At 67.8% G+C, this 24,813-nt stretch carries 33 protein-coding genes; 15 read left to right on the top strand and 18 right to left on the bottom strand.

Translation table 11 applies throughout. The annotated features are described in order from the left end of the window. Positions 1 to 2: 2 nt before the first annotated feature. Entirely contained in the window at positions 3 to 728 is a 726-nt protein-coding gene (locus tag ACLQ2Q_RS07255) for an AAA family ATPase (RefSeq protein WP_425819470.1), read from the top strand. A 42-nt stretch (positions 729 to 770) separates the two neighbouring features. On the opposite strand, the gene ACLQ2Q_RS07260 is transcribed toward ACLQ2Q_RS07255, so the two are convergent. From ACLQ2Q_RS07260 to ACLQ2Q_RS07280, 5 genes are all read right to left on the bottom strand, one after another. Further along, positions 771 to 1,220, bottom strand: a complete 450-nt coding sequence (locus ACLQ2Q_RS07260; RefSeq protein ID WP_425819472.1) for a hypothetical protein — start codon at positions 1,218 to 1,220, stop codon at positions 771 to 773. Further along, complete coding sequence (locus ACLQ2Q_RS07265; RefSeq protein WP_425819473.1) at positions 1,189 to 1,671, bottom strand: pyridoxamine 5'-phosphate oxidase family protein; 483 nt, start codon at positions 1,669 to 1,671, stop codon at positions 1,189 to 1,191. The genes ACLQ2Q_RS07260 and ACLQ2Q_RS07265 overlap by 32 nt, the downstream gene beginning before the upstream one ends. 179 nt (positions 1,672 to 1,850) lie before the next feature. Beyond that, complete coding sequence (locus ACLQ2Q_RS07270; RefSeq protein WP_425819475.1) at positions 1,851 to 2,213, bottom strand: nuclear transport factor 2 family protein; 363 nt, start codon at positions 2,211 to 2,213, stop codon at positions 1,851 to 1,853. 59 nt (positions 2,214 to 2,272) lie between these two features. After that, entirely contained in the window at positions 2,273 to 2,704 is a 432-nt protein-coding gene (locus tag ACLQ2Q_RS07275; protein ID WP_425819477.1) for an SRPBCC family protein, read from the bottom strand. Continuing rightward, a complete protein-coding gene (locus ACLQ2Q_RS07280) occupies positions 2,697 to 3,020 on the bottom strand; it encodes an ArsR/SmtB family transcription factor (RefSeq protein WP_425819479.1) in 324 nt (107 codons plus the stop codon). Before ACLQ2Q_RS07280 ends, ACLQ2Q_RS07275 begins: the two co-directional genes overlap by 8 nt. Before the next feature lie 118 nt (positions 3,021 to 3,138). Between ACLQ2Q_RS07280 and ACLQ2Q_RS07285 the strand changes: the two genes are divergently transcribed. After that, positions 3,139 to 3,576, top strand: a complete 438-nt coding sequence (locus ACLQ2Q_RS07285) for a VOC family protein (protein WP_425819481.1) — start codon at positions 3,139 to 3,141, stop codon at positions 3,574 to 3,576. A 163-nt stretch (positions 3,577 to 3,739) separates the two neighbouring features. Here the strand turns inward: ACLQ2Q_RS07285 and ACLQ2Q_RS07290 are convergent, their stop codons facing one another. Then, the gene (locus ACLQ2Q_RS07290) at positions 3,740 to 4,588 is read right to left on the bottom strand and encodes an SRPBCC family protein (RefSeq protein ID WP_425819483.1); all 849 of its coding nucleotides are present in this window, start codon (positions 4,586 to 4,588) and stop codon (positions 3,740 to 3,742) included. Between the two features lie 241 nt (positions 4,589 to 4,829). On the opposite strand from ACLQ2Q_RS07290, the gene coaBC reads away from it, so the two are divergent. The 3 genes from coaBC to ACLQ2Q_RS07305 all read left to right on the top strand — a co-directional run bounded on the left by coaBC (position 4,830) and on the right by ACLQ2Q_RS07305 (position 7,837). Then, on the top strand, positions 4,830 to 6,077 hold the full coding sequence (coaBC, locus tag ACLQ2Q_RS07295) for a bifunctional phosphopantothenoylcysteine decarboxylase/phosphopantothenate--cysteine ligase CoaBC (protein ID WP_425819485.1): 1,248 nt from the start codon (positions 4,830 to 4,832) through the stop codon (positions 6,075 to 6,077). After that, positions 6,074 to 7,030 (top strand): type I pantothenate kinase, encoded by a 957-nt coding sequence (gene coaA / locus ACLQ2Q_RS07300; RefSeq protein WP_425819487.1) that lies wholly within the window; start codon positions 6,074 to 6,076, stop codon positions 7,028 to 7,030. Before coaBC ends, coaA begins: the two co-directional genes overlap by 4 nt. Before the next feature lie 102 nt (positions 7,031 to 7,132). Further along, the gene (locus tag ACLQ2Q_RS07305; protein WP_425819959.1) at positions 7,133 to 7,837 is read left to right on the top strand and encodes an NRDE family protein; all 705 of its coding nucleotides are present in this window, start codon (positions 7,133 to 7,135) and stop codon (positions 7,835 to 7,837) included. A 4-nt stretch (positions 7,838 to 7,841) separates the two neighbouring features. Here the strand turns inward: ACLQ2Q_RS07305 and ACLQ2Q_RS07310 are convergent, their stop codons facing one another. Continuing rightward, positions 7,842 to 8,558 carry a MerR family transcriptional regulator gene (locus tag ACLQ2Q_RS07310; protein WP_425819489.1) on the bottom strand — a complete coding sequence of 239 codons (717 nt, stop codon included), beginning with the start codon at positions 8,556 to 8,558 and terminating at the stop codon, positions 7,842 to 7,844. Between the two features lie 84 nt (positions 8,559 to 8,642). On the opposite strand from ACLQ2Q_RS07310, the gene ACLQ2Q_RS07315 reads away from it, so the two are divergent. The 3 genes from ACLQ2Q_RS07315 to ACLQ2Q_RS07325 are packed head-to-tail and all read left to right on the top strand — an operon-like array spanning position 8,643 to position 11,877. Continuing rightward, entirely contained in the window at positions 8,643 to 9,089 is a 447-nt protein-coding gene (locus ACLQ2Q_RS07315) for a DUF6194 family protein (RefSeq protein WP_425819491.1), read from the top strand. 53 nt (positions 9,090 to 9,142) lie between these two features. Continuing rightward, on the top strand, positions 9,143 to 10,522 hold the full coding sequence (locus ACLQ2Q_RS07320) for an FAD-binding oxidoreductase (RefSeq protein WP_425819493.1): 1,380 nt from the start codon (positions 9,143 to 9,145) through the stop codon (positions 10,520 to 10,522). Beyond that, positions 10,519 to 11,877, top strand: coding sequence for a class I SAM-dependent methyltransferase (locus tag ACLQ2Q_RS07325; RefSeq protein WP_425819495.1), 1,359 nt, complete (start codon positions 10,519 to 10,521; stop codon positions 11,875 to 11,877). The genes ACLQ2Q_RS07320 and ACLQ2Q_RS07325 overlap by 4 nt, the downstream gene beginning before the upstream one ends. Here the strand turns inward: ACLQ2Q_RS07325 and ACLQ2Q_RS07330 are convergent. Next, positions 11,874 to 12,542 carry a TetR/AcrR family transcriptional regulator gene (locus ACLQ2Q_RS07330; RefSeq protein ID WP_425819497.1) on the bottom strand — a complete coding sequence of 223 codons (669 nt, stop codon included), beginning with the start codon at positions 12,540 to 12,542 and terminating at the stop codon, positions 11,874 to 11,876. The two genes, ACLQ2Q_RS07325 and ACLQ2Q_RS07330, sit on opposite strands and share 4 nt — an antisense overlap. A gap of 113 nt (positions 12,543 to 12,655) precedes the next feature. On the opposite strand from ACLQ2Q_RS07330, the gene ACLQ2Q_RS07335 reads away from it, so the two are divergent. After that, complete coding sequence (locus ACLQ2Q_RS07335; protein ID WP_425819499.1) at positions 12,656 to 13,357, top strand: DUF899 domain-containing protein; 702 nt, start codon at positions 12,656 to 12,658, stop codon at positions 13,355 to 13,357. Positions 13,358 to 13,419: 62 nt separating this feature from the next. Here ACLQ2Q_RS07335 and ACLQ2Q_RS07340 read toward each other — a convergent pair whose 3' ends face one another. The 4 genes from ACLQ2Q_RS07340 to ACLQ2Q_RS07355 all read right to left on the bottom strand — a co-directional run bounded on the left by ACLQ2Q_RS07340 (position 13,420) and on the right by ACLQ2Q_RS07355 (position 16,405). Then, entirely contained in the window at positions 13,420 to 14,049 is a 630-nt protein-coding gene (locus tag ACLQ2Q_RS07340) for a LysE family translocator (RefSeq protein WP_425819501.1), read from the bottom strand. Positions 14,050 to 14,185: 136 nt separating this feature from the next. After that, positions 14,186 to 14,338, bottom strand: coding sequence for a hypothetical protein (locus ACLQ2Q_RS07345; RefSeq protein WP_425819503.1), 153 nt, complete (start codon positions 14,336 to 14,338; stop codon positions 14,186 to 14,188). Between the two features lie 8 nt (positions 14,339 to 14,346). Beyond that, positions 14,347 to 15,219, bottom strand: coding sequence for a class I SAM-dependent methyltransferase (locus ACLQ2Q_RS07350; protein WP_425819504.1), 873 nt, complete (start codon positions 15,217 to 15,219; stop codon positions 14,347 to 14,349). Between the two features lie 97 nt (positions 15,220 to 15,316). After that, positions 15,317 to 16,405, bottom strand: coding sequence for an alpha/beta fold hydrolase (locus ACLQ2Q_RS07355; protein WP_425819505.1), 1,089 nt, complete (start codon positions 16,403 to 16,405; stop codon positions 15,317 to 15,319). A 232-nt stretch (positions 16,406 to 16,637) separates the two neighbouring features. Here ACLQ2Q_RS07355 and ACLQ2Q_RS07360 point away from each other — a divergent pair, with 232 nt between their 5' ends. The 3 genes from ACLQ2Q_RS07360 (at position 16,638) to ACLQ2Q_RS07370 (ending at position 19,546) form a co-directional block, all read left to right on the top strand. Next, positions 16,638 to 17,576 (top strand): ABC transporter ATP-binding protein, encoded by a 939-nt coding sequence (locus tag ACLQ2Q_RS07360; protein WP_425819507.1) that lies wholly within the window; start codon positions 16,638 to 16,640, stop codon positions 17,574 to 17,576. Then, a complete protein-coding gene (locus ACLQ2Q_RS07365; RefSeq protein ID WP_425819508.1) occupies positions 17,573 to 18,331 on the top strand; it encodes a hypothetical protein in 759 nt (252 codons plus the stop codon). Before ACLQ2Q_RS07360 ends, ACLQ2Q_RS07365 begins: the two co-directional genes overlap by 4 nt. Positions 18,332 to 18,538: 207 nt before the next feature. Then, on the top strand, positions 18,539 to 19,546 hold the full coding sequence (locus ACLQ2Q_RS07370) for an alpha/beta fold hydrolase (RefSeq protein ID WP_425819510.1): 1,008 nt from the start codon (positions 18,539 to 18,541) through the stop codon (positions 19,544 to 19,546). Positions 19,547 to 19,573: 27 nt separating this feature from the next. Here the strand turns inward: ACLQ2Q_RS07370 and ACLQ2Q_RS07375 are convergent, their stop codons facing one another. Then, positions 19,574 to 19,927: a hypothetical protein gene (locus tag ACLQ2Q_RS07375; protein WP_425819512.1), complete on the bottom strand. Its 354-nt coding sequence runs from the start codon at positions 19,925 to 19,927 to the stop codon at positions 19,574 to 19,576. 259 nt (positions 19,928 to 20,186) lie between these two features. Between ACLQ2Q_RS07375 and ACLQ2Q_RS07380 the strand changes: the two genes are divergently transcribed. Then, positions 20,187 to 20,537 (top strand): hypothetical protein, encoded by a 351-nt coding sequence (locus tag ACLQ2Q_RS07380; protein WP_425819514.1) that lies wholly within the window; start codon positions 20,187 to 20,189, stop codon positions 20,535 to 20,537. Between the two features lie 288 nt (positions 20,538 to 20,825). Here ACLQ2Q_RS07380 and ACLQ2Q_RS07385 read toward each other — a convergent pair whose 3' ends face one another. Together ACLQ2Q_RS07385 and ACLQ2Q_RS07390 are read right to left on the bottom strand one after the other, a co-directional pair. Further along, positions 20,826 to 21,371: a hypothetical protein gene (locus ACLQ2Q_RS07385; RefSeq protein ID WP_425819516.1), complete on the bottom strand. Its 546-nt coding sequence runs from the start codon at positions 21,369 to 21,371 to the stop codon at positions 20,826 to 20,828. A 200-nt stretch (positions 21,372 to 21,571) separates the two neighbouring features. Continuing rightward, on the bottom strand, positions 21,572 to 21,967 hold the full coding sequence (locus ACLQ2Q_RS07390) for a VOC family protein (protein ID WP_425819518.1): 396 nt from the start codon (positions 21,965 to 21,967) through the stop codon (positions 21,572 to 21,574). 180 nt (positions 21,968 to 22,147) lie between these two features. Here ACLQ2Q_RS07390 and ACLQ2Q_RS07395 point away from each other — a divergent pair, with 180 nt between their 5' ends. Then, positions 22,148 to 22,939 (top strand): hypothetical protein, encoded by a 792-nt coding sequence (locus tag ACLQ2Q_RS07395; RefSeq protein WP_425819520.1) that lies wholly within the window; start codon positions 22,148 to 22,150, stop codon positions 22,937 to 22,939. Positions 22,940 to 22,964: 25 nt separating this feature from the next. Here the strand turns inward: ACLQ2Q_RS07395 and ACLQ2Q_RS07400 are convergent, their stop codons facing one another. Together ACLQ2Q_RS07400 and ACLQ2Q_RS07405 are read right to left on the bottom strand one after the other, a co-directional pair. Then, the gene (locus ACLQ2Q_RS07400; protein WP_425819522.1) at positions 22,965 to 23,393 is read right to left on the bottom strand and encodes a DUF1801 domain-containing protein; all 429 of its coding nucleotides are present in this window, start codon (positions 23,391 to 23,393) and stop codon (positions 22,965 to 22,967) included. Positions 23,394 to 23,598: 205 nt separating this feature from the next. Then, on the bottom strand, positions 23,599 to 23,793 hold the full coding sequence (locus ACLQ2Q_RS07405) for a hypothetical protein (RefSeq protein ID WP_425819961.1): 195 nt from the start codon (positions 23,791 to 23,793) through the stop codon (positions 23,599 to 23,601). A 116-nt stretch (positions 23,794 to 23,909) separates the two neighbouring features. Here ACLQ2Q_RS07405 and ACLQ2Q_RS07410 point away from each other — a divergent pair, with 116 nt between their 5' ends. Then, the gene (locus tag ACLQ2Q_RS07410; protein WP_425819524.1) at positions 23,910 to 24,401 is read left to right on the top strand and encodes a methyltransferase domain-containing protein; all 492 of its coding nucleotides are present in this window, start codon (positions 23,910 to 23,912) and stop codon (positions 24,399 to 24,401) included. A 57-nt stretch (positions 24,402 to 24,458) separates the two neighbouring features. On the opposite strand, the gene ACLQ2Q_RS07415 is transcribed toward ACLQ2Q_RS07410, so the two are convergent. Continuing rightward, on the bottom strand, positions 24,459 to 24,728 hold the full coding sequence (locus ACLQ2Q_RS07415; RefSeq protein WP_425819526.1) for a hypothetical protein: 270 nt from the start codon (positions 24,726 to 24,728) through the stop codon (positions 24,459 to 24,461). Between the last annotated feature and the right edge of the window lie 85 nt (positions 24,729 to 24,813).

Consider the following 24,813-nt stretch of genomic DNA (forward strand, 5'->3'; position numbering starts at 1 on the left):
CGATGCTCTCGCCGCAGCCGCCCGTCGTCGCCGTCACGGCGTACGACGACCGCGGGTCGCCGCTCAGCACCTGGCCCGGCAGCATCCCGGCGGTACGGCAGCTTCTCGATCGGGGGCTCCGACTCGATCCGGGCATCACCTTCCTGGTCGGGGAGAACGGGTCCGGCAAGTCGACGATTCTGGAGGGCATCGCTCTGGCGTACGGGATGTCGCCCGAGGGCGGCTCGACGTCTGCTCGACACGGGACCAGACCGACCGAGTCGCCGCTGTCGGACTGGCTGCGGCTGCAGCGCGGCGTGGGCGCCAGCCGCTGGGGTTTCTTCCTCCGTGCGGAGACGATGCACTCGTTCTACACCTATCTGGAAGCGAACCCCTCGAGTGGCCCCGAGCCGCGCTTCCATGAGATGAGTCATGGCGAGTCTTTCCTCGCCATCCTCGAAACCCGCTTCGATTCGCCCGCGTTCTATTGTCTCGATGAGCCGGAAGCCGCGCTGTCGTTCACCTCAACCCTGGCACTGATAGCGAAACTGCGCCGGATCGCAGACGAAGGCGGTCAGATCCTCTGCGCAACCCACTCTCCCGTCCTCGCCGCCATCCCGGGCGCCGCCATCCTCGAGGTGGGGTCGTGGGGGATGCGCCGCTCTTCGTGGGAAGACCTCGAACTGGTCCACCACTGGAAGTCCTATCTCGACTCGCCGAAGCGATACCTGCGCCACCTGCTCGACTGACTGGTCACATCCTGGAGCGGAGCACGTCGAACCCGGCCGCGCCTAAACCAAGGGCTGTTCCGGACCTTCGGACTGCCCGATGATCCGGATCGGCAGGTCCTTGGCGCCTCGTGCTCGCAGCCGCAACTCGAACCGGCGCGTGATCGCTTGCAGCACTTCGTACGGTTCGACGTCGTGAACCAGGAACTCGGTGGCCGGAATCTGTCCGCCGTGCTCCGAGGCGATCTTCGGGAACACATCGGCGGCTTCGGGAATGAGGTCTCGGTCCACGGCCACGACGCGCAGCTCGTGGCCATGGTCGCCGTCGCGTATGTCGAACCCGACGATCAGCCACTTCTCGCTGTCCAGGCCGGCGAGCTGGGCCAAGTCGGCCGAGCGTCGCTGATCGAGTTGCGCGGTGCCGCTCCAGTCCGCCGATGCAACATCGGCGGCCCGCCAGATGAATCCGTCTTCCATGGCGCTATCTTCCACCGAAAACGAAGCGCGAGGCATCCGTCGGGAAACTCGTCCATGCGAGAGCGCGGTGGGGCACGACCATCCAGAGCGGTGACGCATACGCGGCAGGGTCTCCGTACCCGTACTTCGCCCGGGACCGGGCCGTCAACATCTGCGCCTGCTCGCTGCTCGGAGTGATCAGTTCCGCGATGCCCTCGACGATCACCGGTGCCATCGCGTCTTCGGTATGCACCGATACTTCGCCACCACGGAGCAGGTTGAGGTGATGAACCGTCGCGACGCTGCCACCGAACCACAGGCAGTCGGTCTCCCAGAGTCCGTCTATCGGGACGGTGTGTGGCCGACCATCGCCCCGAACCGTTGCCAGCCAATAGTGCGGCGCCATGCTCAGTCGGCGGGACACATCCGCCCACCTCAACGTGTGCTTCACCCGCCCGTACTCACGGGGCAGGGTCAACGGCTCGACCCGGGGTTCGTGCTCGCTCATTGCTTCCCCTTCCGCCGTTGATCGACACGAAGGCCCACCTATGCTCAGACGCGCATCATTTTGCCCTCCGGGTCGGACATCCGGAACCGTTCAGCATCGAGACGCTCTCTCGATCGTGCGGCAGGCGGCGTTCGATCCTGTCGAGAAGCTCTCGCCGGGCATCTGGTTCTGGCATGGAATCACGCGGCCTGCGGCGGCCTGTAGCCGAGGCGGTCGAACGTCAGATGGATGCTGGTGATCCGGCCGCCCTCGACGGTGAACAATTCGCTGGCGAGGGTGTTCTCCGTGACGGCCGTCTGCGGGTAGTACCAGAGGGCGACCCGCTTCCCCTCCGTCATCCGAGTCAGCTCCGGTGTTCCGGTGAGCATCGGCATGAACGCGGAAAGGTAGCCCCGCCAGTGCTCTTTCGTCGTGACGTCCGGATCGGGGGCGGAGCACACGAAGGAGTCAGCCACGTAGGTCATTGCGCGATCCACATCACCGCTAGTCCAGGCCCGGTGGTAGGCCTCGACGATGGCAACGGGTGCGGGGTTTTCGGGCATGTCATGCTCTCCTTCGGTCTCGATCTTGGCCTGGGTCTGGGTCTGAGTTCGGGTCGGGGTCACGGCGAGGGGCTCCAGGTGTCGGGCGGAAGGGTCGCACCGGTCGCGGCGAGCGCGAACCGGGGAAGGAAGTGGTTCCACCCGTCGATGTGTCCGGGCACTTCGCCGTCCGGCAGGTCGGTGTGCACGACCACGAGACGCGTGCCGGCTTCGGTGGCGGTCAGTTCGAACGACACCGTCGATGATCCGGGCGGCAGGGCCGCGCTGCCCTCGAATCCCCACGTCACCGTCACCCGTCGGGGCGGGTCGACCTCGAGGAATGTCCCTCGGGCGCCGTAGCCGGCGATGTTCACGGAGAACTCGCCGCCCGGCGTCGGCTCGACTCGAGCCCAGTCGCCCATCCACGCCGTGATTCCTTCCGCGGTCACCATGTACTCGAAGACCCGTTCCGGGGCGGCGGCGATGTCGACACTGGAGCGGTGCTCAGCCATCGGCGGCACCCGCGTTCTCGATGGTGTGCTTCAGGCGGGTCAGGCGCTCCGGCCAGAAGTCGTCGAAGAACGCCTTGCCGACCGCGAGGCCTTCCACGCGCACGGCATACAGGTGTCGAGTGCCGTCGCGGGTGCCCGAGACGAGTCCCGCTTCGCGGAGCACCTTCAGGTGGTGGGACACGACCTGCTGCGACAGGCCCAGTTCGGTCGCGATCTCACCGACCGGGCGGCGACCACCGCGCACCAGCGCGAGGATCGAACGACGGTTTCCGTCGGAGAGAGCGTGGAACGCTTCATCCAGAGCGAGGGAATTCATCAGTACCTCCACGCCCATCCTGCTCCACACACGCATGTTTGTACAAGTGACTATTTGTGGTTGCGCGGCGGCTCAGCACTGGTGGAGTTGAGGGGCCGGGCTCTGTAGCGTGCCGTGCATGGCCATCAGACTGGAGAACGTGGGCATCGCCGTTCGCGACCTCGAAGAGACCATCGCCTTCTTCACCGACCTGGGGCTCACTGTCATCGGCCGCGACACCGTCAGTGGCGAGTGGGCCGAGACCGCGGTGGATCTCGACGGCAATCACGCCAAGATCGCGATGCTGCAGACGCCCGACGGTCAGGGGCGCCTCGAACTCTTCGAGTACATCCATCCCGAAGCGATCGAGACGGAGCCCACTCGTCCGAACGAGATCGGCATGCACCGAGTGGCCTTCTCGGTCGACGACATCGACGAGGCCCTTGAGATCGCCGCGAGGCACGGCTGCCTCCCGCTGCGCGGCGTGGCGACCTATCAGGACGTGTACAAGCTCACGTACGTGCGCGGTCCCAGCGGCATCATCGTGATGCTCGCCGAAGAAATGCAGAAGGGCTGACGGCCGGATCGGCTCGCACGCGCACCTGCGCACTGAACGAGCCCACCGAGGTGGAGATCCATCTGCTGTACGACTGGGATGCCGGCCGCTGACTGATCGACAACGTCAGCTGACTTCAACCGTGCGCCCCGGGCCTCTCGGAGGCCCGGGGCGCACGGCGGGATCACAGGTCCCTGCGTGTTTCCCTCGTGGCGGGATCCTCGTCGACCAGGAGATCCTCTTCGGCGCTGGTGCGTGTTGCGCCCGTGGATCCCTGCTTGTCCTCTACCGCCTCCTCTTGGGGGCTGCCCTCCCACGGGCCGGTGAGTGTCCCGGAGGGGTCGCTCGTGTACTGCTCCGGCAGCGCGTCACCCGCTGGCCTGGCCGTGACGTCGGCCCGCACATCGGTGTCGTCCTCGTCACCCTGCTTGCTGGCGGCGACACCGACACCGACGGCGGCGGCCGCGGCTGCCGCGGCGACTCCCACGCCGGCCGCCACCTTGCCCGAGACTCCTGCCTTGCCGCTGTCACCGCGTGAGGCGGCGGCGTCCTCGACTCCCGGCTGGCCGGCAGCAGTGCCGTTTCCGACCGTTCCGCGCCACGCTCCTGTCGCGTAGCCTTCCGACTCGATGAATGCCTTGAAGCGCTCTAGGTCGGCTTCAGCCTGGTTCTCGACGACGTTCAGCTTGTCGCCGACCTTCTCGACCAGACCCTCCGGCTCGTACTCGAGGACCAGCTGCACCTGCGTCTGCCCGCCGCCGACATCTTCGAAGGTGACGGACCCGGCGTTGGTCGCGCCCTCGGTCGCGGCCCACGACACCTTCTTGTCCGGCACCTGCTCCAGGATGGCTGCCTTCCATTGCCGACGGACGCCGGCGATCTCCGCGACCCACTCGAGGTTCTTGTCATCGAGCTGAGTGACGGACTTGATGCCCCCCATGAAGTGCGGGAACTCTTCGAATTGAGTCCACTGGTTGTACGCGATGCTGAGCGGGACGTTGACGAGAATGCTCTTTTCGACCTTCGTGCTCATGGTCTCTCCTTCTGCCGTACGTGATCTGCGCGGGTAGCGCTTGCTCCCGTAACAGAAACACGCCCCGGCGCGAGCGGGTACCCCCTTGCATTTGCCGAGGAGCAGCATAAGAATCTGTCCGCCGCGGCGTCAGGTCGCCCTCGCCTCGCCTGTTGGCGGACATGACCGCCGGGCATTTCGAGCGGGGTACTACGCTGTCGCACGCGGGCCGGCGCCGTTTCAGCTCGCGGAAGGGCAGACGATGAGCCAACCCCTGGACATCGTCGTGGGTGTCACCGGCGGCATCGCGGCGTACAAGGCGGTGCAGGTGGTGCGCGACCTCGTGCTCGCCGGTCACACCGTGCGAGTGATCGCAACCGAGTCGGCATTGCGCTTCGTCGGCGCGCCCACCTGGGAGGCGATCAGCCGCCAGCCGTTGCACACCTCCCTCTACGAGGGTGTCGCCGCCGTGCGGCACGTCGCCCTCGGTCAGCGGGCCGACGTGATCGTCATCGCACCCGCGACCGCGAACACGATCGCGAAGCTGGCCGCGGGCATGGCGGACGACCTGCTCGGCACGACGGTGCTGGCGAGCCGAGCGCCGCTCGTGCTTGCGCCCGCGATGCACACCGAGATGTGGCAGCATCCGGCGACCGCGGCGAACATCCAGACGCTTCGTGCGCGCGGGGTGTCGATCGTCGGGCCGGAATCGGGCCGGCTGACGGGTCCGGACGTGGGACTGGGGCGGATGTCGGAGCCCGACCGCATCGTCGCGGCGGTGCTGGCCGCGGGCACCGGAGCCGCTCCGCTCGAGCCGACTCCTCCGCGCGACCTCGAAGGCCGGCGCGTGCTGGTCACGGCGGGCGGCACACGGGAGCCGATCGACCCGGTGCGCTATCTGGGCAATCGCTCCAGCGGCAAGCAGGGAGTGGCCTTCGCCCTTGCGGCCGCCGCGCGCGGCGCCCACGTGACCGTGGTAGCCGCCCATCTCGACGAAGGTCCGGCGGCCGAGCTCGCGGCCGCCGGACTGGCCACCGTCCCCGTCGAGACCGCGGCAGAACTGGCCTTCGCCGTCCAGGACGAGGCGAGCGCGGCATCCGTCGTCATCATGGCGGCCGCCGTCGCGGACTACACCCCGGCGGAGGTGGCCGAGCGGAAGATCAAGAAGACCGAGCGCGGTGAGCAGCTGCAGATCGTGCTCACCCGCACGAGAGACGTGCTCGGTGAACTGGTCGCACACCCCGTCCCCGGGCGCGTGGTCGTGGGGTTCGCGGCCGAGACGGCCGAGGATCGGGATGAACTGGTCGCTCTCGGACGCGAGAAGATCGCCCGTAAGCCGGCCGACCTGCTGGTCGCGAATGCCGTGGGCAACGGGCGTGGGTTCGGGGCTGATGACAACTCGGCGGTCGTGCTCGCGGCATCCGGCGAGATCGTGCTGGAGGTGTCCGGCAGCAAGCGGGCCGTGGCGGATGCCGTGCTCGACCGCGTCGTGGAGCTGCTGGCACGGTGACCGCTCGGGCCGAGCCGCCGGCGCCCGCGGTCGCGAGGGAGCTCTACCGGGAGGTCGTACGGTCCGACTGGGCTCGCCTGGCGCCGGGCTTGAAGCAGCCACTCACCGAGAGCGAAATCGCTGAGGTGCGTGGGCTCGGGGATCGTCTGGACATCGACGAGGTGCGTGAGGTCTATCTTCCGCTGAGCCGGCTGCTGAGCCTGTACGCGAATGCGGCGAAGCAGCTCGGCGCCGCCACCAGCCGGTTCCTGGACGAGCCCGACACGACGACGCCCTTCGTTCTCGGTATCGCCGGTTCGGTGGCCGTCGGAAAATCGACCGTCGCCCGGCTCCTGCAGGAGCTGCTCAGCCGCTGGCCCGAGACACCCAAAGTCGAACTGGTGACGACGGACGGTTTCCTCTATCCGAACGCCGAACTGGAACGCCGCGGGCTGATGCACCGTAAGGGCTTTCCGGAGTCGTACGACCGGCGCGCGCTGCTGCAGTTCCTCACCGAAGTGAAGAGCGGGGCTGCGGAAGCTCGCGCCCCGATCTACTCGCACCTCCGATACGACATCGTGCCCGGCGAGGTGGTCACCGTGCGCCGGCCGGACGTCGTGATCGTGGAGGGGCTCAACGTGCTGCAACGCCCGCCCGGTGCGCAGGACGCCTCGATCGGCGAGCTGTTCGACTTCTCGATCTACGTCGACGCTGACAGCGACGACATCGCCCAGTGGTATGTCGACCGGTTCATCGCATTGAGACGGAGCGCGTTCCGTGATCCGTCGTCCTACTTCAATGTGTACGAGCGGATCGGTGACGAGGAGGCGGTCAGCCGGGCGATGGGGTTCTGGAACGACATCAACCTCCCGAATCTCCGAGAGAACGTGCTGCCGACCAGGCACCGGGCGACGCTGGTGCTGCACAAGGCCGCCGACCACCGGGTGAGCCACGTGCTCCTGCGCAAGCTGTAGGTCGCACACGCGCCCACCCGCCGTGCTAACCCGTAGGCGATGGACACACGGCCGACGCCTTACCATCGTTGAGTACCCGAACCCTGAAGCCGGGAGCGTCTCATCTGCACCGTCGTCGTCCGTGTCCCCTCCTCGCCGCACGAGCCCACACGCGTGCTGGCGATCCGCGACGAGGACCCCGAGCGCCCGTGGAGCCCGCTCGGGCGATGGTGGCCCGAGTCTCACGGCGGGGTCGTAGGCGTCCGCGATGTGCGGGCCGGTGGCGCATGGCTGGCCGCTGACTCGGACGCGGGGCGGCTGGCCGTGCTGCTGAACCGGGCGGATGAGTCACCGCTGGCGGAATCCGAGATCGTCTCGAGGGGCAGCCTGGCTCTGGACTCGGTGGCGGGCCGGACCCCGCGGAATCCGCGGACCCACGGCTTCAACCTGGTCGAAGTCGAAGGGCAGAGCACGCGGGTCACATCCTGGGACGGGCTGCAGCTTCGCAGCGAGACGCTCGCCCCGGGCACCCACATGGTCGCCCATGACGACGTGGATGACGAGGCGACACCACGCATCGCGCGGTGGCTCCCGGACTTCTCGGACGCCCCTCTCACCGGATCCGGTCGATGGTGGGCGCCGTGGATCGATGTGCTCGCGTCCTCCACGTCGCTGGAAAGCACCGACGACCAGGCTCTCATCCGCGACAACCGTCCCCACGGCTACCCGACGCAGTCGCTTCTCGTCTGTGTGGCGTCGGTGACGGAGGACGCGGTCGACGTCGAGTACCGCGCTCTCCGCGAGCCCGGTCATTGGGACGGCTTCTGAGCGCTCACCGGATCACCGGCGGCCGTGAAGGCTCCCGCGCGACGAGCAGTGCATGCAGGTGGGATGCCGCCTCGAGGAGAGCGATGCTGCGGCGGCTGAGATCGGCGAGCCGTTCGTCGAGCAGCGCTCGAGCCTCCATGGTCAATCCGGTCTCGCGCAGTTGCGAGAGGATGCGGGCGATCGGCGGGATCGGGGAACCACCGCTGCGAAGTGCCGCCACCATTCGTGCCTCCGTGATCGCGCGAGCGTCGTAGCGCCGGGCCTGCGACCCGGTGATGCGGTCGGGGCTGACGAGTCCTTCGTGCTCCCAGTGACGCAGGGCGGATGGCCGGACATCGAGTGCTTGAGCCAGCTCGCCGATCGTCATGGCGTCATGCTCGTCGAACGCGTCGGCGGCCTCTGTCAGGACCGTGTCGACGCCGCGGCGTGCTTCACGCACTCGAGCGCGGTCGCGCGCGATGGCGGCGTGGAGCTCGTCGATCATCTCGGCTGCTTCATCGAGCGTGCTCGCCAGCAGCGTGGGCAGAAGCTGTCGCGCCGGCACCGGGCCGATGGCTGCCGCGAGAGCCCGGTATGTCCCGAGGGCGATGATGTGTCGCTGCTCGTACAGCCGATAGCCGTTTGCGCCTCGCACAGCGGTCGGGATCACACCGAGGCGTTCCAGGTCGCGCACCTGCTGGCTGGAGTAGCCCACGAGCCTACCCAGCGCTGCAGTCGTCAATCGCGGCACTTGAGGGTTCGGCATCCTCATGCCCGCGTTCACGGCGCCAACTCCACATAAGCACTGTAGGGCGACGATTGAACCATGAAAATGCGAGAGATCATCGATGCGGTCAGCACCTTCGACGGCTCACTTGTCGTCGTGCCGGAGGAGGGCGGGTCGTCCCCGGAGGTGGCGTGGGGTGATGCGTTCTTCTACTACGCCCCCGACGGCGTGATGCCGGAGCGCACCCAGCCATACGGAACCATCATCACGAAGGACTACCCGGACGATGGGGACTCGAGATTGGGAGAAGACGACCGGTTCCGGGTCAACATCCATGTCGGTCACGATCAGGCTGCGCGGCTCACCACGGCAGCCTCGGATCCCGCCGAGCCCGACGCCTTCTTCCCGCACCCGCTGTACAGCGCAGCGGGATGGGTGTCGGTGGTCAACCCTGGAGCGAAGACGGCGGATGCGGTCGTGTCGCTCTTGCGCGACGCGCACGACGCCGCTCGCGCTCGGATGGCTCGCCGCTCGGCGAACCGGTAGGTCTCGCGACCAGGACCCTTCAACTGGCGACGTCCGCGGACTACCGTGTCAGTGTGTCCGCTCCCGCGATCGATGCACGGACAGCTCACGCGGCAGGCGTGGAGCGCCTGCTGGAGAGCTATCGCGCCGTGCCCGCGAGCAGCTCCGTCCGGCTGGCGAAGCGCAGCTCGAATCTCTTCCGGGCACGTGCCGCGCCCGACGCCCGCGGCCTCGACACGTCCGGTCTGACCGAGGTCGTCGCCGTCGATGCGGCGACTCGGACCGCCGACGTGGCCGGCATGTGCACCTACGAAGACCTCGTGGCCGCGACCCTGCCCTTCGGGTTGGCCCCTCTGGTGGTGCCGCAGCTCAAGACCATCACGCTCGGCGGCGCCGTCACCGGCCTGGGCATCGAGTCGACGTCGTTCCGCAACGGGCTCCCGCACGAGTCCGTGCGGGAGATGGACATCCTCACCGGTGCGGGGGAGCTGGTCACCGCGTCGCCCGTCGAGCACACGGACCTGTATCGCGCCTTCCCCAATTCGTATGGGACGCTCGGCTACGCCGTGCGGCTGCGCATCGAGCTCGAGCCCGTCCAGCCGTTTGTCGCGCTGACCCACCTGCGATTCCACGCGCTCCCGGACCTGGTGGCGGCGATGGAGGGCATCGTCGAAACCGGTCGCCTCGACGGCGTTCCCGTCGACTACCTCGACGGCGTGGTGTTCAGCCCGCAGGAGAGCTATCTGTGCGTGGGCGTGCAGACCGCGGCATCCGGCCCCGTCAGCGACTACACGGGCCGGCAGATCTACTACCGGTCCATCCAGCACGACAACCGCGTCAAGGAGGACCGGCTCACCATCGCCGACTATCTGTGGCGCTGGGACACCGACTGGTTCTGGTGTTCGGGGGCGTTCGGCGCCCAGCATCCGGTCGTGCGTCGCTTCTGGCCACGGCGGCACCTGCGCAGCAGCTCCTACTGGAAGCTCATGAAGCTCGAACGGCGGTTCGACATCGGGGATCGCCTCGAGAAGCTGCACGGCCGCCCCCCACGTGAGCGGGTGATCCAGGACGTCGAGGTGCCGATCGGGCGCTGCACGGAATTCCTCGACTGGTTCCTCGCCAACGTCCCCATCGAGCCGGTCTGGCTGTGCCCGCTCCGGCTGCGCGACGACGACAGCTGGCCCCTCTACCCGATCCGTCCGCACGAGACGTACGTGAACGTCGGCTTCTGGTCGACCGTGCCGGTGGGTGCGACCGAGGGAGAGACGAACCGGATGATCGAGCGCCGGGTCAGCGAGTTCGACGGGCACAAATCGCTGTACTCGGAAGCCTTCTACGCCCGGGATGAGTTCGACGAACTGTATGGCGGCGACACCTACCGGACGGTGAAGGAGCGGTACGACCCCGACTTCCGACTGCTCGACCTGTATGCCAAGGCGGTGGAGCGACGATGACGACGTACGACGAGAACACGACGGATGCCGAAGCGGTCCTGGGCGCGACAGAACCCGCGGATGCCGGGGGAGCGGGCGCGAAGGAGGGAAGGCTCAGCCTCGCCGAGGTCCTGGAGATCTTCGTCGGCAGTCGCCTGCCGCTGCGGATCACCGCCTACGACGGAAGTTCAGCCGGACCGCCCGACGCGCCGTTCGGGCTGGACCTGAAGACGCCGCGCGGCACGACCTATCTCGCCACCGGCTTCGGCGACCTGGGTCTGGCTCGCGCGTACATCGCCGGTGACCTCGACATTCGCGGTGTCCACCCCGGTGATCCCTACGAACTGCTGAAGGCGCTCGCCGAGAGCCTCGAATTCGCCCGGCCGCCGGCGCGGGTGATGGCGCAGATCGTCCGCTCCATCGGCGTCGAGCACCTGCGGCCGATCGCACCGCCACCGCAGGAGGTGCCGCCGCGCTGGCGCCGTATCGCCGGAGGACTCCGGCACAGCCGCTCACGCGACGCCGAAGCCATCCACCACCATTACGACGTCTCGAACGACTTCTACGAGTGGGTGCTCGGGCCGTCGATGACCTATACCTGCGCGTGCTATCCCCACCGCGACGCAACGCTCGATGAGGCGCAGGAGAACAAGTACCGCCTGGTCTTCGAGAAGCTGCGACTGAAGCCGGGCGACCGGCTGCTCGACGTGGGGTGCGGCTGGGGCGGCATGGTGCGCTACGCGGCCCGCCGCGGCGTGAAGGCCACCGGCGTGACGCTCTCCCGGGAGCAGTCGGCCTGGGCTCAGAGGGCCATCGCCGAGCAGGGGCTGTCGGGAATGGCCGAGGTGCGGTTCGGGGATTACCGCGACATCGCCGAGCGCAACTTCGACGCGGTGTCATCGATCGGACTGCTCGAGCACATCGGGGTTCGGAACTATCCGTCCTACTTCCGCTTCCTCGCGTCGCGGCTGCGACCAGGTGGGCTGCTGCTCAATCACTGCATCACGCGATCGGACAACCGCACCGAACCGTCGGCCCGCGGATTCATCGATCGCTACGTGTTCCCCGACGGGGAGCTCACCGGCTCGGGGCGCATCATCAGCGAAGCCCAGGACGCGGGGCTGGAGGTGCTGCACGAGGAGAACCTGCGCCCGCACTACGCGATGACGCTGCGCGACTGGTGCGCCAACCTCGTCGAGCACTGGGACGACGCCGTCGCCGAGGTCGGGCTTCCCGCCGCCAAGGTGTGGGGTCTGTACATGGCCGGATCGCGACTGGCCTTCGAGTCGGGCGGGATCGAGCTGCATCAAGTGCTGGCGGCCACGCGGGACCATGGTGCCGGCGACCTGCCGCTGCGACCATGGTGGACGCCTTAGCTCAGGATGCCGGTGATCGCTGCCTCGACCGTCCGCTGGGCGGCGGCCTCGATGTCCTCGGGCGAGCGCTGACGCAGCGGGCCGTACAGCGCGAGCAGCGCGAAGCCGTGGACGGCCGACCAACAGGGCCACTCCGCGCCCGGGCGCGCCGCGGGCGCCAATTCGCCCGAGTCGACCAGCGCGTCCAGGGCCTCGATCAGGAAGGCGAGCGGCGCGGGTACCGCGCCCGCGTCGCCCGTTGCCGCACCGTTCGGCACCGGATGGTCGATCGTCGCGTCGTTCAGTGCGGCGGATGCCGCGCCGAAGGCGTCGGGGCCCCCGAAAGCGACGTCGAACCAGCCCGGTTCGGCGAGGGCGAACGCGATGTATCCGAGGCCCACAGCGGTCAGTCGGGCGCGGGCCTCCGACATCCCGGATCGGGCCGGGGGCTGCAGCGCCAGCATCCGCTCGACCATCTCGTCTTGGATGCGCGTCGCCACGGCGGCACGCAGGCTCTCGCGATCGGCGAAGTGCCGGTAGGCGGCGTTCGGCGAAACGCCCACCGCACGAGTGACGTCGCGCAGCACGAGGCCTCGTGATCCGGCCACGCGCGTCAGGTCGAGCGCGGCGTCGATCAGCGCCGACCTGAGGTTGCCGTGGTGGTAGGTCGAACGAGCCGGATCCATCGTTCCCCTTGACTCACCGTGGTGAATGTGTACCCTGTCAACATAGCATGTGGACACCGTACACATGTGTCACCCGCGCGCGGCGGGCCGACACCGGATAGAAAGGCGAGCCGATGGATGCAACGACCACCACGGCGCTTCCCCCCATCACCGATGCCGCCGAGTGGCGCCGCCGGCTGGATGAACTGCGTGTTCGCGAGAAGGCGGCCACGCGCGAGCTCGACGCGATCGCCGCTCAGCGACGACGACTGCCGATGGTCGAGCTGCCGGACTACGTGCTGCAGAGCGAGGACGGCCCGGTCCGGCTCGTCGATCTGTTCCAGGGCAAGAGGCAGCTGATCACGTACCACCACATGTGGTCGCCCGGTAAGGACTGGCAGTGCCCCGGTTGCACGGGCTTCACCGCACAGTTCACCCGGCTGGACTTCCTCGAACCGTACGACGCCCGATTCGTGATCGTCACCCAGGGCGAGATCGGCGAGGCCCTGGCATACCGCCACAAGGTCGGGAATCGGATGGAGTGGTACTCTACGGCGGGCAGTTCGTTCGGCGCAGACGTCGACGCCCCTCCGGGCGGAGGGTTCGCCGTCAATGTGTTTCTGCGCGACGGCGACAGGGTCTACCGCACCTGGCACACGAACGGACGCGGGACCGAGCAGCTCACGCACACCTTCCCCCTCATCGACCTGCTGCCATACGGGCGCCAGGAGGAGTGGCAGGACTCGCCCGACGGCTGGCCGCAGCTTCCCGCCTACGAGGGCTGGCGCAACGCAAAGGACATTGCGAGGCTGTACGGTCCGAGCCGACCCGCGTAGTCGGAGCCGGCCGCGATCGCTGTCCCGGCCGACCACCACTCCGCGGCGACCGAAGCCCAAGGTCAGGTGACGGCGCGGCGGGACGACGCGAGCCAGAACGCCAGAGCGAGCAGGACGCCGCCGCAGACCCGTTCGATCCAGATTGCTCCGCGTTGTCTCAGCAGGCGAATCGCCTGTGAGCCGAGAAGGGCGTAGGCGAACATGATGGTGAAATCGAGCGCACAGAACACGATGCCGATCACGATGTACTGCGGGATCGGCGCCGCTGCCGGAGCGATGAACTGCGGCAGCAGCGCGCCGACGAACAGGTACCCCTTCGGGTTCGTGACCGAGACCAGGAAGCTCTTGACGAAGACCGCCGTGCGCGCGCCGCGCGGATCTGCCGCGGGGTCGCCATGCAGGAGGGAACCCTTGGACAGCATCATGCGGATGCCTAAGAATGCGAGGTAGGCGACACCCACCCACTTGACGATGGAGAAGGCGACTTCGCTGGCGAGGAGCAGCGCCCCGAGGCCGACGCCGACAGCGACGACCAGGATGACATCCGAAGCGACGGCGCCCAGCATCCCGAAGGTCGCCCGGCCCACGCCGTACCGGGAGCCGTTCGCCAGAGCCAGGAGGACGGTCGGCCCCGGGATCGCGATCGCGACCGTGGCGGCGAGTGCGAAGGCCAGGACCGTCGTGGGTTCCATCTCATTCCTCCGAGGTTCTGCGTTCAAGACGTCCAGCGATGTCGTGAGGGTGGATGAGGCCCGCCGACGTCGCGTCGCGAGCCTAGCGAGAACCCCGCGGCTCCCGGAAGACCGGGAGCCGCGGGGCTCGTATATTTCAGCTCTGCGGGAAGAGCCGCCAGCGTCCCGGAGCCGGACGACGGGGGTAGCCGCCGGCCCTGCGGGCGCTCAGGATCGCGTGACGTTGGGCGGCGTCACGACTCACCTGGTGGCTGTCGGGCACGAGGTCGATGAACATCAGCGGATGCATGACTCCTCCTAGCGACGCTTCGCGGTGACGATGAGGTACTCCCACGGCATGACGCCGCCGTCGAGGAACCTGTCCCCGAGTGCCGCCATCTCCGCGTCGAGCGCGGCCACCTTCTCCGCGTCGTCCGCGATGAAGCGGTACACCGCGATCGTGGGGCCGTAATTAGCCTTCATGAAGTCGCGGAACTCCGCGCCGCTCGTGAATCGATCGACCACGAGGGCCTGCTGGCGAGCCACGAACTCCTCGACGCGGTCGCCGAACAGATCGCGGACGTGCTCGACGCTGCCCCACAGCGGCGCCGGAGAGGCTCCGGGCGGGGGCGGCGGCGCGAAAGGCTTCATGGTGGTGAACAGCTGCCCGATGAACCCGTTGGGGGTCCAGCTGAGGACGCGGATCGTTCCGCCGGGGCGGCACACGCGGATGAGCTCGGCCGCAGCCAGCTCGTGGTGCGGGGCGAACATCACGCCGATGCTCGACAGAACGACGTCGAACGCTTCGTCGCTGTATGGCAGCGCCTCCGCATCCGCGGTCTGCCATGTCAGGGCGAGCCCCTCGGCGTCCGCCGCGGCGCGCCCGACTTCGAGCAGCTCCGGTGTGAGGTCGGTCGCGACCACTTCGGCTCCGCGTCGGGCCGACGGGATCGCCGACGTTCCGGTGCCGGCGGCGACGTCGAGGACGCGCTGACCGGCGTGCACGTCGATGGTCTCGACGAGGATGCCGCCGAGGGTATGGACGACCTCGTCGACGACGGTGGGGTAGCTTCCGCTCGCCCACATCGCCGCGTGCTTCGCCTTGAGTGCCCGATCCTCCGGCGTTGCCGTCAGGGACCGGGTGGTGCTGGTAAAGGTTGACATCTGGGTTCCTCCTGTGTGGTTGCTCATGTCACCACGGTAGGAATCAGGCACACCTCGCCACATCGGCGCCGACGCGTAACGAACCCCCTCGGCCGGAGGGCCGTTGGCGGCTGACGCGTAGGCGTTACGCGCTCGACAGCAGGCGAGCGACCGCGGCGGTGCGGGCCGTGCGGCCGCTCAGCCCGAGCTTGGCGTAGGCATTCTGCAGGTGTCGCTCGACGGTGCGCACCGATAGGAACAGCTCGGCCGCGATGGCGTCGTTGTCATACCCGGCGGCCGCGAGCCGGAGGATGTCGAGTTCCCGCGGCGACACCAGGGCGGCGACGTCGTCGGCGATGATGCCCGGCGCGGCCTGGCGATCGGGCTCGAGGAAATCAGTGATCTCGCGAAGGAACGCCGGCCAAGCCGGCTCGTCGGCGAGCACGATGTGGTTGTTGCTGTCGAGCCCCACCAGGCGTGCGCCACGGATGCCGGCCGCCAGATCCCGCGCGTGATGGAACTCGTTCATCTGGTCGCCGCGGCTGTGGATGACCAGGGTCGGCGCGGTGATCTCGGGCAGGCGCCAGGTCGAGTCGCAGATCTGACGCTGCGACCTCGCGATCACCGCGGTCTCGGTGTCGCACGCCATCCTCTGGAGGTCATCGAGCCAGCGCATCTGCTCCTCGGTGCCTCCCGGAATCATCATGCTGCTGAACACGCGACGGAACTCGGATGTCGGGCGAGCCCACCCGACCCGGATGAGGGCCTCGAACGCGGCCAGGAGCTCCAGCTCTTCTTCGCTCGATCCCGCTTGCGCGCCCGCATAGCTGCCGTAGAACACCAGGCGGGTGAGGCGATCGGGATGCCGCGCGGCGTATTCGATCGCGACCGGACCGCCCTGTGCCATGGCCATAAGGGCGAACCGGTCGAGTCCGGCGTCCTCGACGACCGCCTCCAGGTCGGCGACCCGGGCCTCGAGGCTGTGGTCGGTGACGTTGCGATCCGACAGACCGTGGCCGCGTTCGTCGTACCGGATGACGGTCGCGATCTTGCCGAGTTCGACCAGGTAATGGCGCCAGACCGGACTCTCCCAGTCGAACTGCAGATGACTGAGCCAGCACGCATCGATGAGAAGCGGAGGTCCGGAGCCATGCACGGCGTACGCGATCCCCACGCCGTCGGCGGAGCGTGCGAAGCGGATGTCCTGCACGACATCGGCTCTCAGCGTCTCCACGCCGACATCATAGGAGCCCCGCGCGGTCAGCGCACCGTGGTCGTCCGCCGCACCGCGGCGACGATCATCGGGCTTCCCGATCCAAGTCATCGTCATCCAACGGCTTACTTGTTATTCCTAGTGTTTATCGATAGATTCCTGCTGTCTAACGATCAGGAGGGTACTGGATGACCCAGCGCTTGTATACCGCGTCGCGACGGGCGATCTTCTTCCCGGGTTCGCGGGTGCATCAGTGATCCGGGTTCACGGTCTGACGAAGACCTACGGGAAGGTGGTCGCCGTCGACGATCTCTCGTTCGATGTGGACCCAGGCCGTGTCACCGGCTTTCTCGGCCCCAACGGCGCCGGGAAGTCCACGACCTTGCGCGTCATGACAGGCCTTGACCGGCCCACGGCGGGGGAGGCGCTGATCGGCGGTCACCCTTACCGGCGGATCCGGCAGCCGCTTCGCGAAGTCGGAGCGCTGCTGGATGCCGAGGCGATGCATCCCGGACGCACCGGTCGTGCGCATCTGCGCATCGCGGCCCGCTCGAATGGCTTGCCGGGCGCGCGTGTCGACGAAGTGATCGAGCAGGTCGGCCTGGGCGAGGCGTCACGGCGGCGCATCAAGGGCTACTCCTTGGGCATGAGGCAGCGGCTCGGCATCGCCTCCGCGCTTCTCGGCGACCCGGGTGTCCTCGTGTTCGACGAGCCGGTGAACGGATTGGACATCGATGGCGTGATGTGGATCCGGAGCCTCATGCACGGTCTCGCCGCGGAAGGTCGAACGGTCTTGGTCTCGAGCCATCTGATGAGCGAGCTGCAGCAGATCGCCGACCACATCGTCATCATCGGCCGTGGCCGCCTTCTCGCCAATGCCCCGCTCGGCGAGCTGTTGAGCTCCCTCGGTGTCCGGCGAGTGCGGGTGCAGACGCAGGCGCCGGAACCGCTCATCGTCGCTCTGAGACAGCGCGCCGTCGAGTTCATACGTACGGGAGCGGAAGAAGTGGAGATCGTCGGTCTGGATGCTTCGGAGGTGGGTGCCCTGACGCACAGGCTGAATCTGCCGGTGCGTCACCTGTCCCAGGTGCACCATTCGCTCGAGGACGCCTACCTCCGTCTCACCGAAGACGCCGTGGAGTTCCATGGAGACGACGCGCCATCGACCGATACGCGCGGAGCGCGTTCGTGAGCGCCACGGGGATCCTCGGTAGAAACGCCGGGGCCGAGTGGACACGGCTGTGGTCGGTGCGCTCATCGTGGCTGTTCGTTCTCGGGGCGGCGGCGGGAGTGATCGGACTGTCCGTCTTCGTCGGCGTATCCCAGGGTGCGTCGGCCCCCGTAGGGGGATCGCCCTGGAGGCTGGCCGGCATCTTCGGACTGCTCGGGCTCTTCGCCATCCTCGTGCTCACTACCGTTGCGGCGACAGCCGATCACGCGACCAAGAGCATCATTCCGACCCTTCAGTGGACGCCCCAGCGAGCCATTGTCGTGGCCGCCAGAGCCGGCATCCTCGTCCTGACCGCCGCCTGCCTCGGCCTCGTGCTCATGACAGCGGCGAGCCTGGTGATCTGGGTCTTCGCCCCCCAACTCACGTTCTGGTCGGCAGAGGGGGCCGCTGCCCTCGCTGGGGCGACCCTCGTTTACGCGACGGGCGGTCTGCTCGCCGTCGGGCTGGGCCTCGCGACACGCAATACCGCCGCCGCGCTGACGAGCGTGTTCGCGCTGATGCTGGTGCTGCCCCTGATTCTGCAGGCGTTCCCCCTGGATTGGATGGTCCACGTGATCGGGGGGCTGCCAGGATCGGGCGCGTTCTTCTTCCTGCTCGGCGAAGGGCCGGGCGACACACGGATGACGGCCAGCTCGTCGTCGATCGTGCTCATCGCCTGGTCTGTCGCAGCCTTGGCAGCCGGAACGTGGCGTCTGCTCCGGACGGACGCGACCTGACTCCGACGGCCGGGCGCGGGGGTTGCTCACGGCACGGGGATGCGATTCGCATCCTGCGTGAAGAGCTGGCTGAGCGCGGACTCACCTTCTTAGAGTGATCGTGAACGGCTCCGCACGAGGCTGCTGTTCCATCCAGCGGCAACACGGTTCGTCGTGATCGCCGCCGCAGGCGCGCGCCGTTGCCCGCCCGCCGAGAGGACGAACCCCATGAGCAATCCATTCGAAGGCCGACTCGAGCCGTTGCCTGGTCGGCTGCAGCACCGCGGATTCGAGCAGTCCATCGCGCATGTGGGCGACGGCGTTGGTCTTTCCTACGTCCGCGGGCAAGCGAACGGCCCGCCGCTCGTGCTGATTCCCGCTCAGATGGGCACGTGGCGCACGTACGAGCGCGTCGCGGCCGAGCTCAGCGACAGCTTCCAGGTGTTCGCGATCGACGTGACCGGGCACGGCGCCTCCACCTGGACGCCCGGGCGCTATACGTGGGACCTCGTCGGTGCTCAGCTGCGGCGGCTCCTCGAGACGGTGGTCGAGCGCCCTGCGATCATCAGCGGCAACTCCTCCGGCGGCGTGCTGGGATTGTGGCTTGCCGCGAACGCGCCGGATGCCGTGGCCGGGCTGGTGCTGGAGGATGCGCCGGTCTTCTCTGTCGAGTGGCCGCGATTCCGCGACCGCGACCGGTTCGTCTACCGCGGTCTCGTGCACGCGGTCGAGGTACTCGAGCGACCGGACCGCCGGCTCGCCGATTACTTCCGCGGGCAGGAGCTGCCGGTGTCCCCGCGTCGCACCAAACGCTTACCGGGCTGGGCGGTCGACCTCATCGACCGCGGTGTGCGTCGGTGGGAGAACGCGCATCCCGGCGAACCCTCCGGCTTCTCGGCGTGGTGGGCGCCCGCTTCATTCGGCGATCTGTTCCGGTCGCTGTCGATGTTCGACCCCGACTTCGCGCGAGCCTTCGTCGACGGACGGATGTACGGCGACTTCTCGCACGCCGAGGCGCTGCGCTCCGTCGCCGCGCCGATCCTGCTGATGCACGCCCGGTGGATGCGACTCGAGCCGTATGGCCTGGTCGGCGCACTCGATGACGACGACGTTCGCCACGTGCAGGAACTGGCTCCGCAGACCCGTGTCGTGCGGTCGCGCGCGAATCATGTCGTGCACCGCTACGACCGCGCACTGTTCGTGCGCGAACTGCGCAGATTCTCTACCGAGATCTGAGTCGACCATCGGTCTCGCCGGGTGAACTCACCGGGCGAGACGCCCCCATGCGACAGCGGCGAGCGCCACGCGGACGACCCCGATGAGCGGCGGGAACGGCAGAGCGAATCCCCACCAGAAGATCGCCTCCACCGGCATGAGAGCAAACGTCAAGATCGCACCTGAGCGCCGGCCACGCCACAGCAGCACGCCCGCGAACGTCGCGGCAAGCGTCACGCCGAGGAATGCGACCAGCAGCCAGGCGAAGGCGGTCCAGCGTCCGGCGTTCGACCATGGCCCGCCAAACATGGGGAAGAGGTCGAGGAACCACGGCAGTGCGCGCTCCCGGACGGCGATCACCGCGATCGGGACGGCCGGCAGCCCGAAGCCTGCTGCGTACACCCATGTGACGATCGCTGCGGCCCGCGCAGTGGCGGGCAGCCCGATGCGGCCGGGGCCGGAGTGGTCATGGGCGGCATGCTAGTCGCGGCGCCGATCCAGCGCACACGGGCGACAACCGCTTCCCCGTAGATCAGTCCACACGACGAGCATCTCGACTCTTGTAGGTGCACACGAACGAGCGTACGGTCAGCGCTACCCGGGAGGCCCTCTCGGAGCCGTCGGGAACCGTTCTCGGCGATTTGAATCTGGGGAGAATCAAATGAAGAAGTTGCTTGCGACCGCTGCAGTAGCCTGCTTCGCGGTCTTGGGGATCGCTGCGCCTGCGCAGGCGGCGGCAGACCCGGCGCAGAACCAGACCAGCTACTGGGAGTCGTACACGGTCGCTGACGACACGTGCTACAAACTCGAACTGGACGGGGCCGTCACGACCTTCACGCTCGATGCGTTGCCGGCCGGACAGACGTACACGCTGCTCGTGCTCAAGGCTGGACCTACCAACACGGTGATCGCCAACCCGACAGCGGGAGTCGCCTACCCGGCCAGCACCGAGAAGGGCCTCAGTCACGTCATCTACTGCGTGAGCGACAGCCCGTACTACCCGGGCACCTGACCCGACAGATCCAGAGACGCATCATGCGGCCCGGTTTGATCGGTCTTCCGACCAAGGGTGACAGCGCCGTCGACTACGAAGGTCCCTCCGCGACGGGGGGACCTTCGCCTTTTGCAGGGCTCCCCGATCCTTGATCTTCGGATCGAGCGACCCGTAATGAGGCAGCAGCCGCGCCTGCATGTGCTGTTCATGCCACTACGACCACGTGCGCAGGGCGGTCCCCACGGTTGAACCTGAACCGTCGACGAGCACATCGTAGATGCCTCGTCCGCCGACGTGTGTAGCGAGTCAGACGCCCCAGTGAGCGAGCATCGCCTCGCAGTAGTCGTCGTTGGTGCCCGTCGAGCCGAAGATCAACTCTTCGCTGAGGATCTCGTCCGTGGCGATGTCGATGATGAGGAGCATCCGGATCTGGCCGTCGCCCTTCGCGAGGATCTTTCCGTCGCTTCCGACGAGCCGCCCGCCTCCTGCGTACAGCACCGTGACGCTGAGCGTCCCGTCGCCGTTGTCGACGATCTTCTGGTCCTTCACGACCGTGTTCGGCTCGATATCAGTCACGGTCATCCCGTCGTAGGTGAACGTCCGGGTGACACTCGACTTCTCGTGGAACCAGAACGGGCCGTCCTGGCCGCGCAGCTTCACCGAGCCGGACCCCGTCTGCTCGTAGGTGTAGGCGACCAGCAGCCCCGCGCCGCAGAAGTCGTCGACGACACCGCTTTCGGAGTAGTCGAGGCTGTACCGCTCCACCACCTCCGCATGAGCGGGGGCTGCCCCCGCGAGGAGGAGACCGCCGACGAGGAGCGTGGCGACCAGCGGGCTGAGTTTACGGAACATGATGGTGCCCTTCAATGCGAGGAAATCGGCGGACGCACAGCGTCACAGCACAACACCCCGGCGTTCCCCAGAAGATCGGCTGCAACGACGATCCCACCTGCCGCAGACGGTACTCCTCGGCCGCGCCTAGCGATACCCACTCCGCCTGCGCACACGACTCCGGTCGAGGCGGTCCCGCCTGGCGGGGCGGGGGTGCACACTCAGAAGTTCTCGCCCGTGCGCCATGCCATCTCCTGCAGCAGCAGGGTGTTGCCGTCGGGATCCGCGAACTCCGCAAACCTCACTCCACCGCCGACATCGATGATCTCGGCGACATCGACACCCCGATCACGGAGCTCGGTGCGGGCGGCCTCGATGTCGTCGACGACCAGGTGCAGGCCGTGCACGCTCCCCGGCGCCATCCTGTCGAGCGCCGGTACGCCGTGACTGAGCACGATCGAGCAGGCGGAGCCGACAGGTGTGAATTGAACGAACCGAACGCCGTCCGCTGGAACGTGGTCGACGTCGAGAACGAAACCCACCTGTTCGTTGTAGAAGCGGATGGCGCGATCGATATCGGTGACCGGTACAGGTACGAGCTCCAGTTTCAGGTTCATTTCGGCTCCCAGAGAGTGAAGGCGACGAGCGTGTCGGTCGTGGAGATGCGGCTGCGTCGCGGACCACCGCCTCACCTAGTGCGTCGAACGAAGGATCCGAAAATCGACAGGGCGGCGGCGAATCTTGCCCCGCGAGGTGAGTTGAGGGCCCGGAACGGCGCACCTCCTTCGAATGAGCCGATGTGTGCGACGATGCTTGCGATGGACCTCGGGAGCGATGACGAACTCCGCATGCTGCGCGCTCGCGCGTACGGCCCATCGGCTGACATCGGCAACGATCCCGCTGCGCTGGAGCGGCTTCGAGCGCTGGAGGAACTCGCTCGCGCGGGTAGCGAGTCCCCGCCGGACGCGGCCGGTGGCGGTGCTGAGCCTGCGCGGGTGACCACTCAGGCACCGACACCGCCTGTCGAGCCGATCGCCTCCGCCGACGAAGATCCCCTTCGCGGGTCTCCGGAGGCTCCCGAGACACCCGCTCCTCGATCGCGCCGCCTCTCCCGCCGGATCGCCGCCGTTTGGGCGATATCGGTGGTGGTGGCGGCCGCCGTCGCGGCCGCCGTGACCTTCGCGGTCGCCTCCATCACGCCTGTTTCGCGCGACCCGGACGCTCGCCAGATCGCCACGCTGCGTGCCGAGCCCGGTGTCGACCTGCCGGGCGACTTCTTCGGCTTGGGAGTGGAGACCGTCGTTTTCGAGTTCTACGGCCTGACGATCGTTCGAACCGATGGGGGCGTGTTCAGCAATGGAACCGGCGAGTGCCTGACCGTCGTGGCCACACAGGACATCGATCCGGATTCACCCTCGATCAACGGGCCGGTGTACTACGGATGCCGCGCCGGCGGGTTCCCCGCCACGGTGCAGCTGGACGTCGATGCCACGACGCCGTCGGCCCTCCGTGACCGTGTCGCACAGGGCAGCGCCCTGCTCTTCGTCCTCGACGGCGAGCTGGTGGGCGTCTTCTCCGACGAAGAGTGACGCGCGCGCAGGTGTCGACCCGGAGTCACGATTTCGGTTCGGGGTCGTCCTGGCGCGACCAGGCGATCGCGATCAGCTCGCGCAGCACATCCAGATCGATGTCCTCGAGCTTCTTGGCGTAGACGCAGCCCGCGCCCAGTGTGTAGGTGCCGAGCTTCGGCAGCAGGGCGGCCGAACCCGGCATGTCGTTCAGCCCATAGAAGGTCAGCTGCGCTTTGCGAGGCGAGAACCCGGTCTTCGGCCAGTTCCCGCGTGTGCGCGGGTTCGCGCGCGAGATGTAGCGGAAGCTTCCGTACCCGATCATCGTGGGACCCCACATGACGGGATCGGTGCCGGTGACCTCTCGGAAGACCTCCGCGAGCCGCAGCCCCTCCTCGCGGCGCCGGGGCGTCGCGGCCGCCTCGAGGAACTCGTGCACGTTCGCGTCCGTCGGACGCGTCTTGGGCTCGCTCATGCTGCCGGCGCCGCCTCTGCGAGAAGCGATCCAGCAGTCGTCACGGAGAGGGCATCGCCTGGGGCCATGAGACATCCTCGTGTTCGGGTCCGCGCACGGAACGACTGTCCCGGCGTCGCGAACGATACTCCCACGACCCTCGGCGCGCCAGACGGCAGGGGGGCGCTCGGGGATCAGCGGACGGGAGGTGTGCGGCTGTCGCCGATCACTGCTCGGCGCGGCGTCGGCGGGCGATCGCCATCCAGATCAGCACCAGGCCGACGAGGAGAACGATCGGGCCGATGATGGCCCACAGCGCCTGACCGCTCATGGCGGACCCGCCCAGCACGTCGAGGCCCTGCAGGGTCCAGACCAGGCCGACAACGCTCAGGAGTATGCCAGGCACGAGGAACGGCCACATTCGCTTCACAGGCTCACCCTAGTTCCGGGTGCCGGGTGCAGCGGTCGCATCGGATGCTCCGTTCGAGCAGAATCGTCCAATGCGACTCCGGACGGCTCCTTCTTGGGGGAGTGACGATGGGTGAACGACTGTCTGCGCGTCTGCGCCGGGTGGTGGACGCGCTGCCGCTCGAGCCGGGGATCAGGGTGCTCGAGATCGGCGGCGCGCCCGGCGCGGCGGCACGCGCGGTGGCCGAGATCGTCGGAGAGAGCGGGCACGTACTGGTGCTCGATCGGTCAGCCAAGGGCGTCGCCCTCACAGAAACGCACTGCGCCGACGAGATCGAGCGTGGAGTGCTCTCCGTTCTCTGCGCGGAGGTCGAGAGCTTCGCGCTGCCGCCCGGATCCGAGCGGTTCGACGTCGCGTTCGCGTGCCGGGTGGGGGTGCTGGACGGGCGTCACCCGGATCGCTACGAGGCCGCACTGGCGCGCATCGCAGAGGCTCTGTCGCCCCAGGGTCGTCTCTTCGTGGACACCGGCGACCCTTTGGACGAGGTGCCGCTCGCTCACTCACGTGCGCGGCCCAGCGGGCGATCGCAGCGCGATCGGCCCGCCGGGCCGGTGACATGACAGCCCTGGATGCCGGGCCGCGCGGTACAGACCGGCACGGCACCGGCATCCGGCGGCTCAATGGCCGACTTTGGTGACGCCGAACATGAGGGTGCGGCGGGGGATGTCGTAATGGACATCGTCCGTATTGGCGAGCAGATCCTGCAGCACGTCTGCGTCGTCGGCATCGACCGTCAGCACCTCTTCCCACGCACCCTGATCGAGGATCAGCTGCAGTGTGAAGGTGCCCTCCTCTGCAGGCTCTCCGGCGACCCAGGAGAACTGATAGTGCGTCAGCTGGCGCACTTTGAGGCTGTTGTCGGTGACGGGCTGGGGAACTTCGGGCATGATGCATCCTTTCTCTCGAGATGGTGTTCCCTGCATAGAACGGCCTGTGCCGAGATGGTGGGGGCTGGACGATCGAGCGAGCATG

Source organism: Microbacterium sp. DT81.1, assembly GCF_049844955.1.
Classification (GTDB): domain Bacteria; phylum Actinomycetota; class Actinomycetes; order Actinomycetales; family Microbacteriaceae; genus Microbacterium.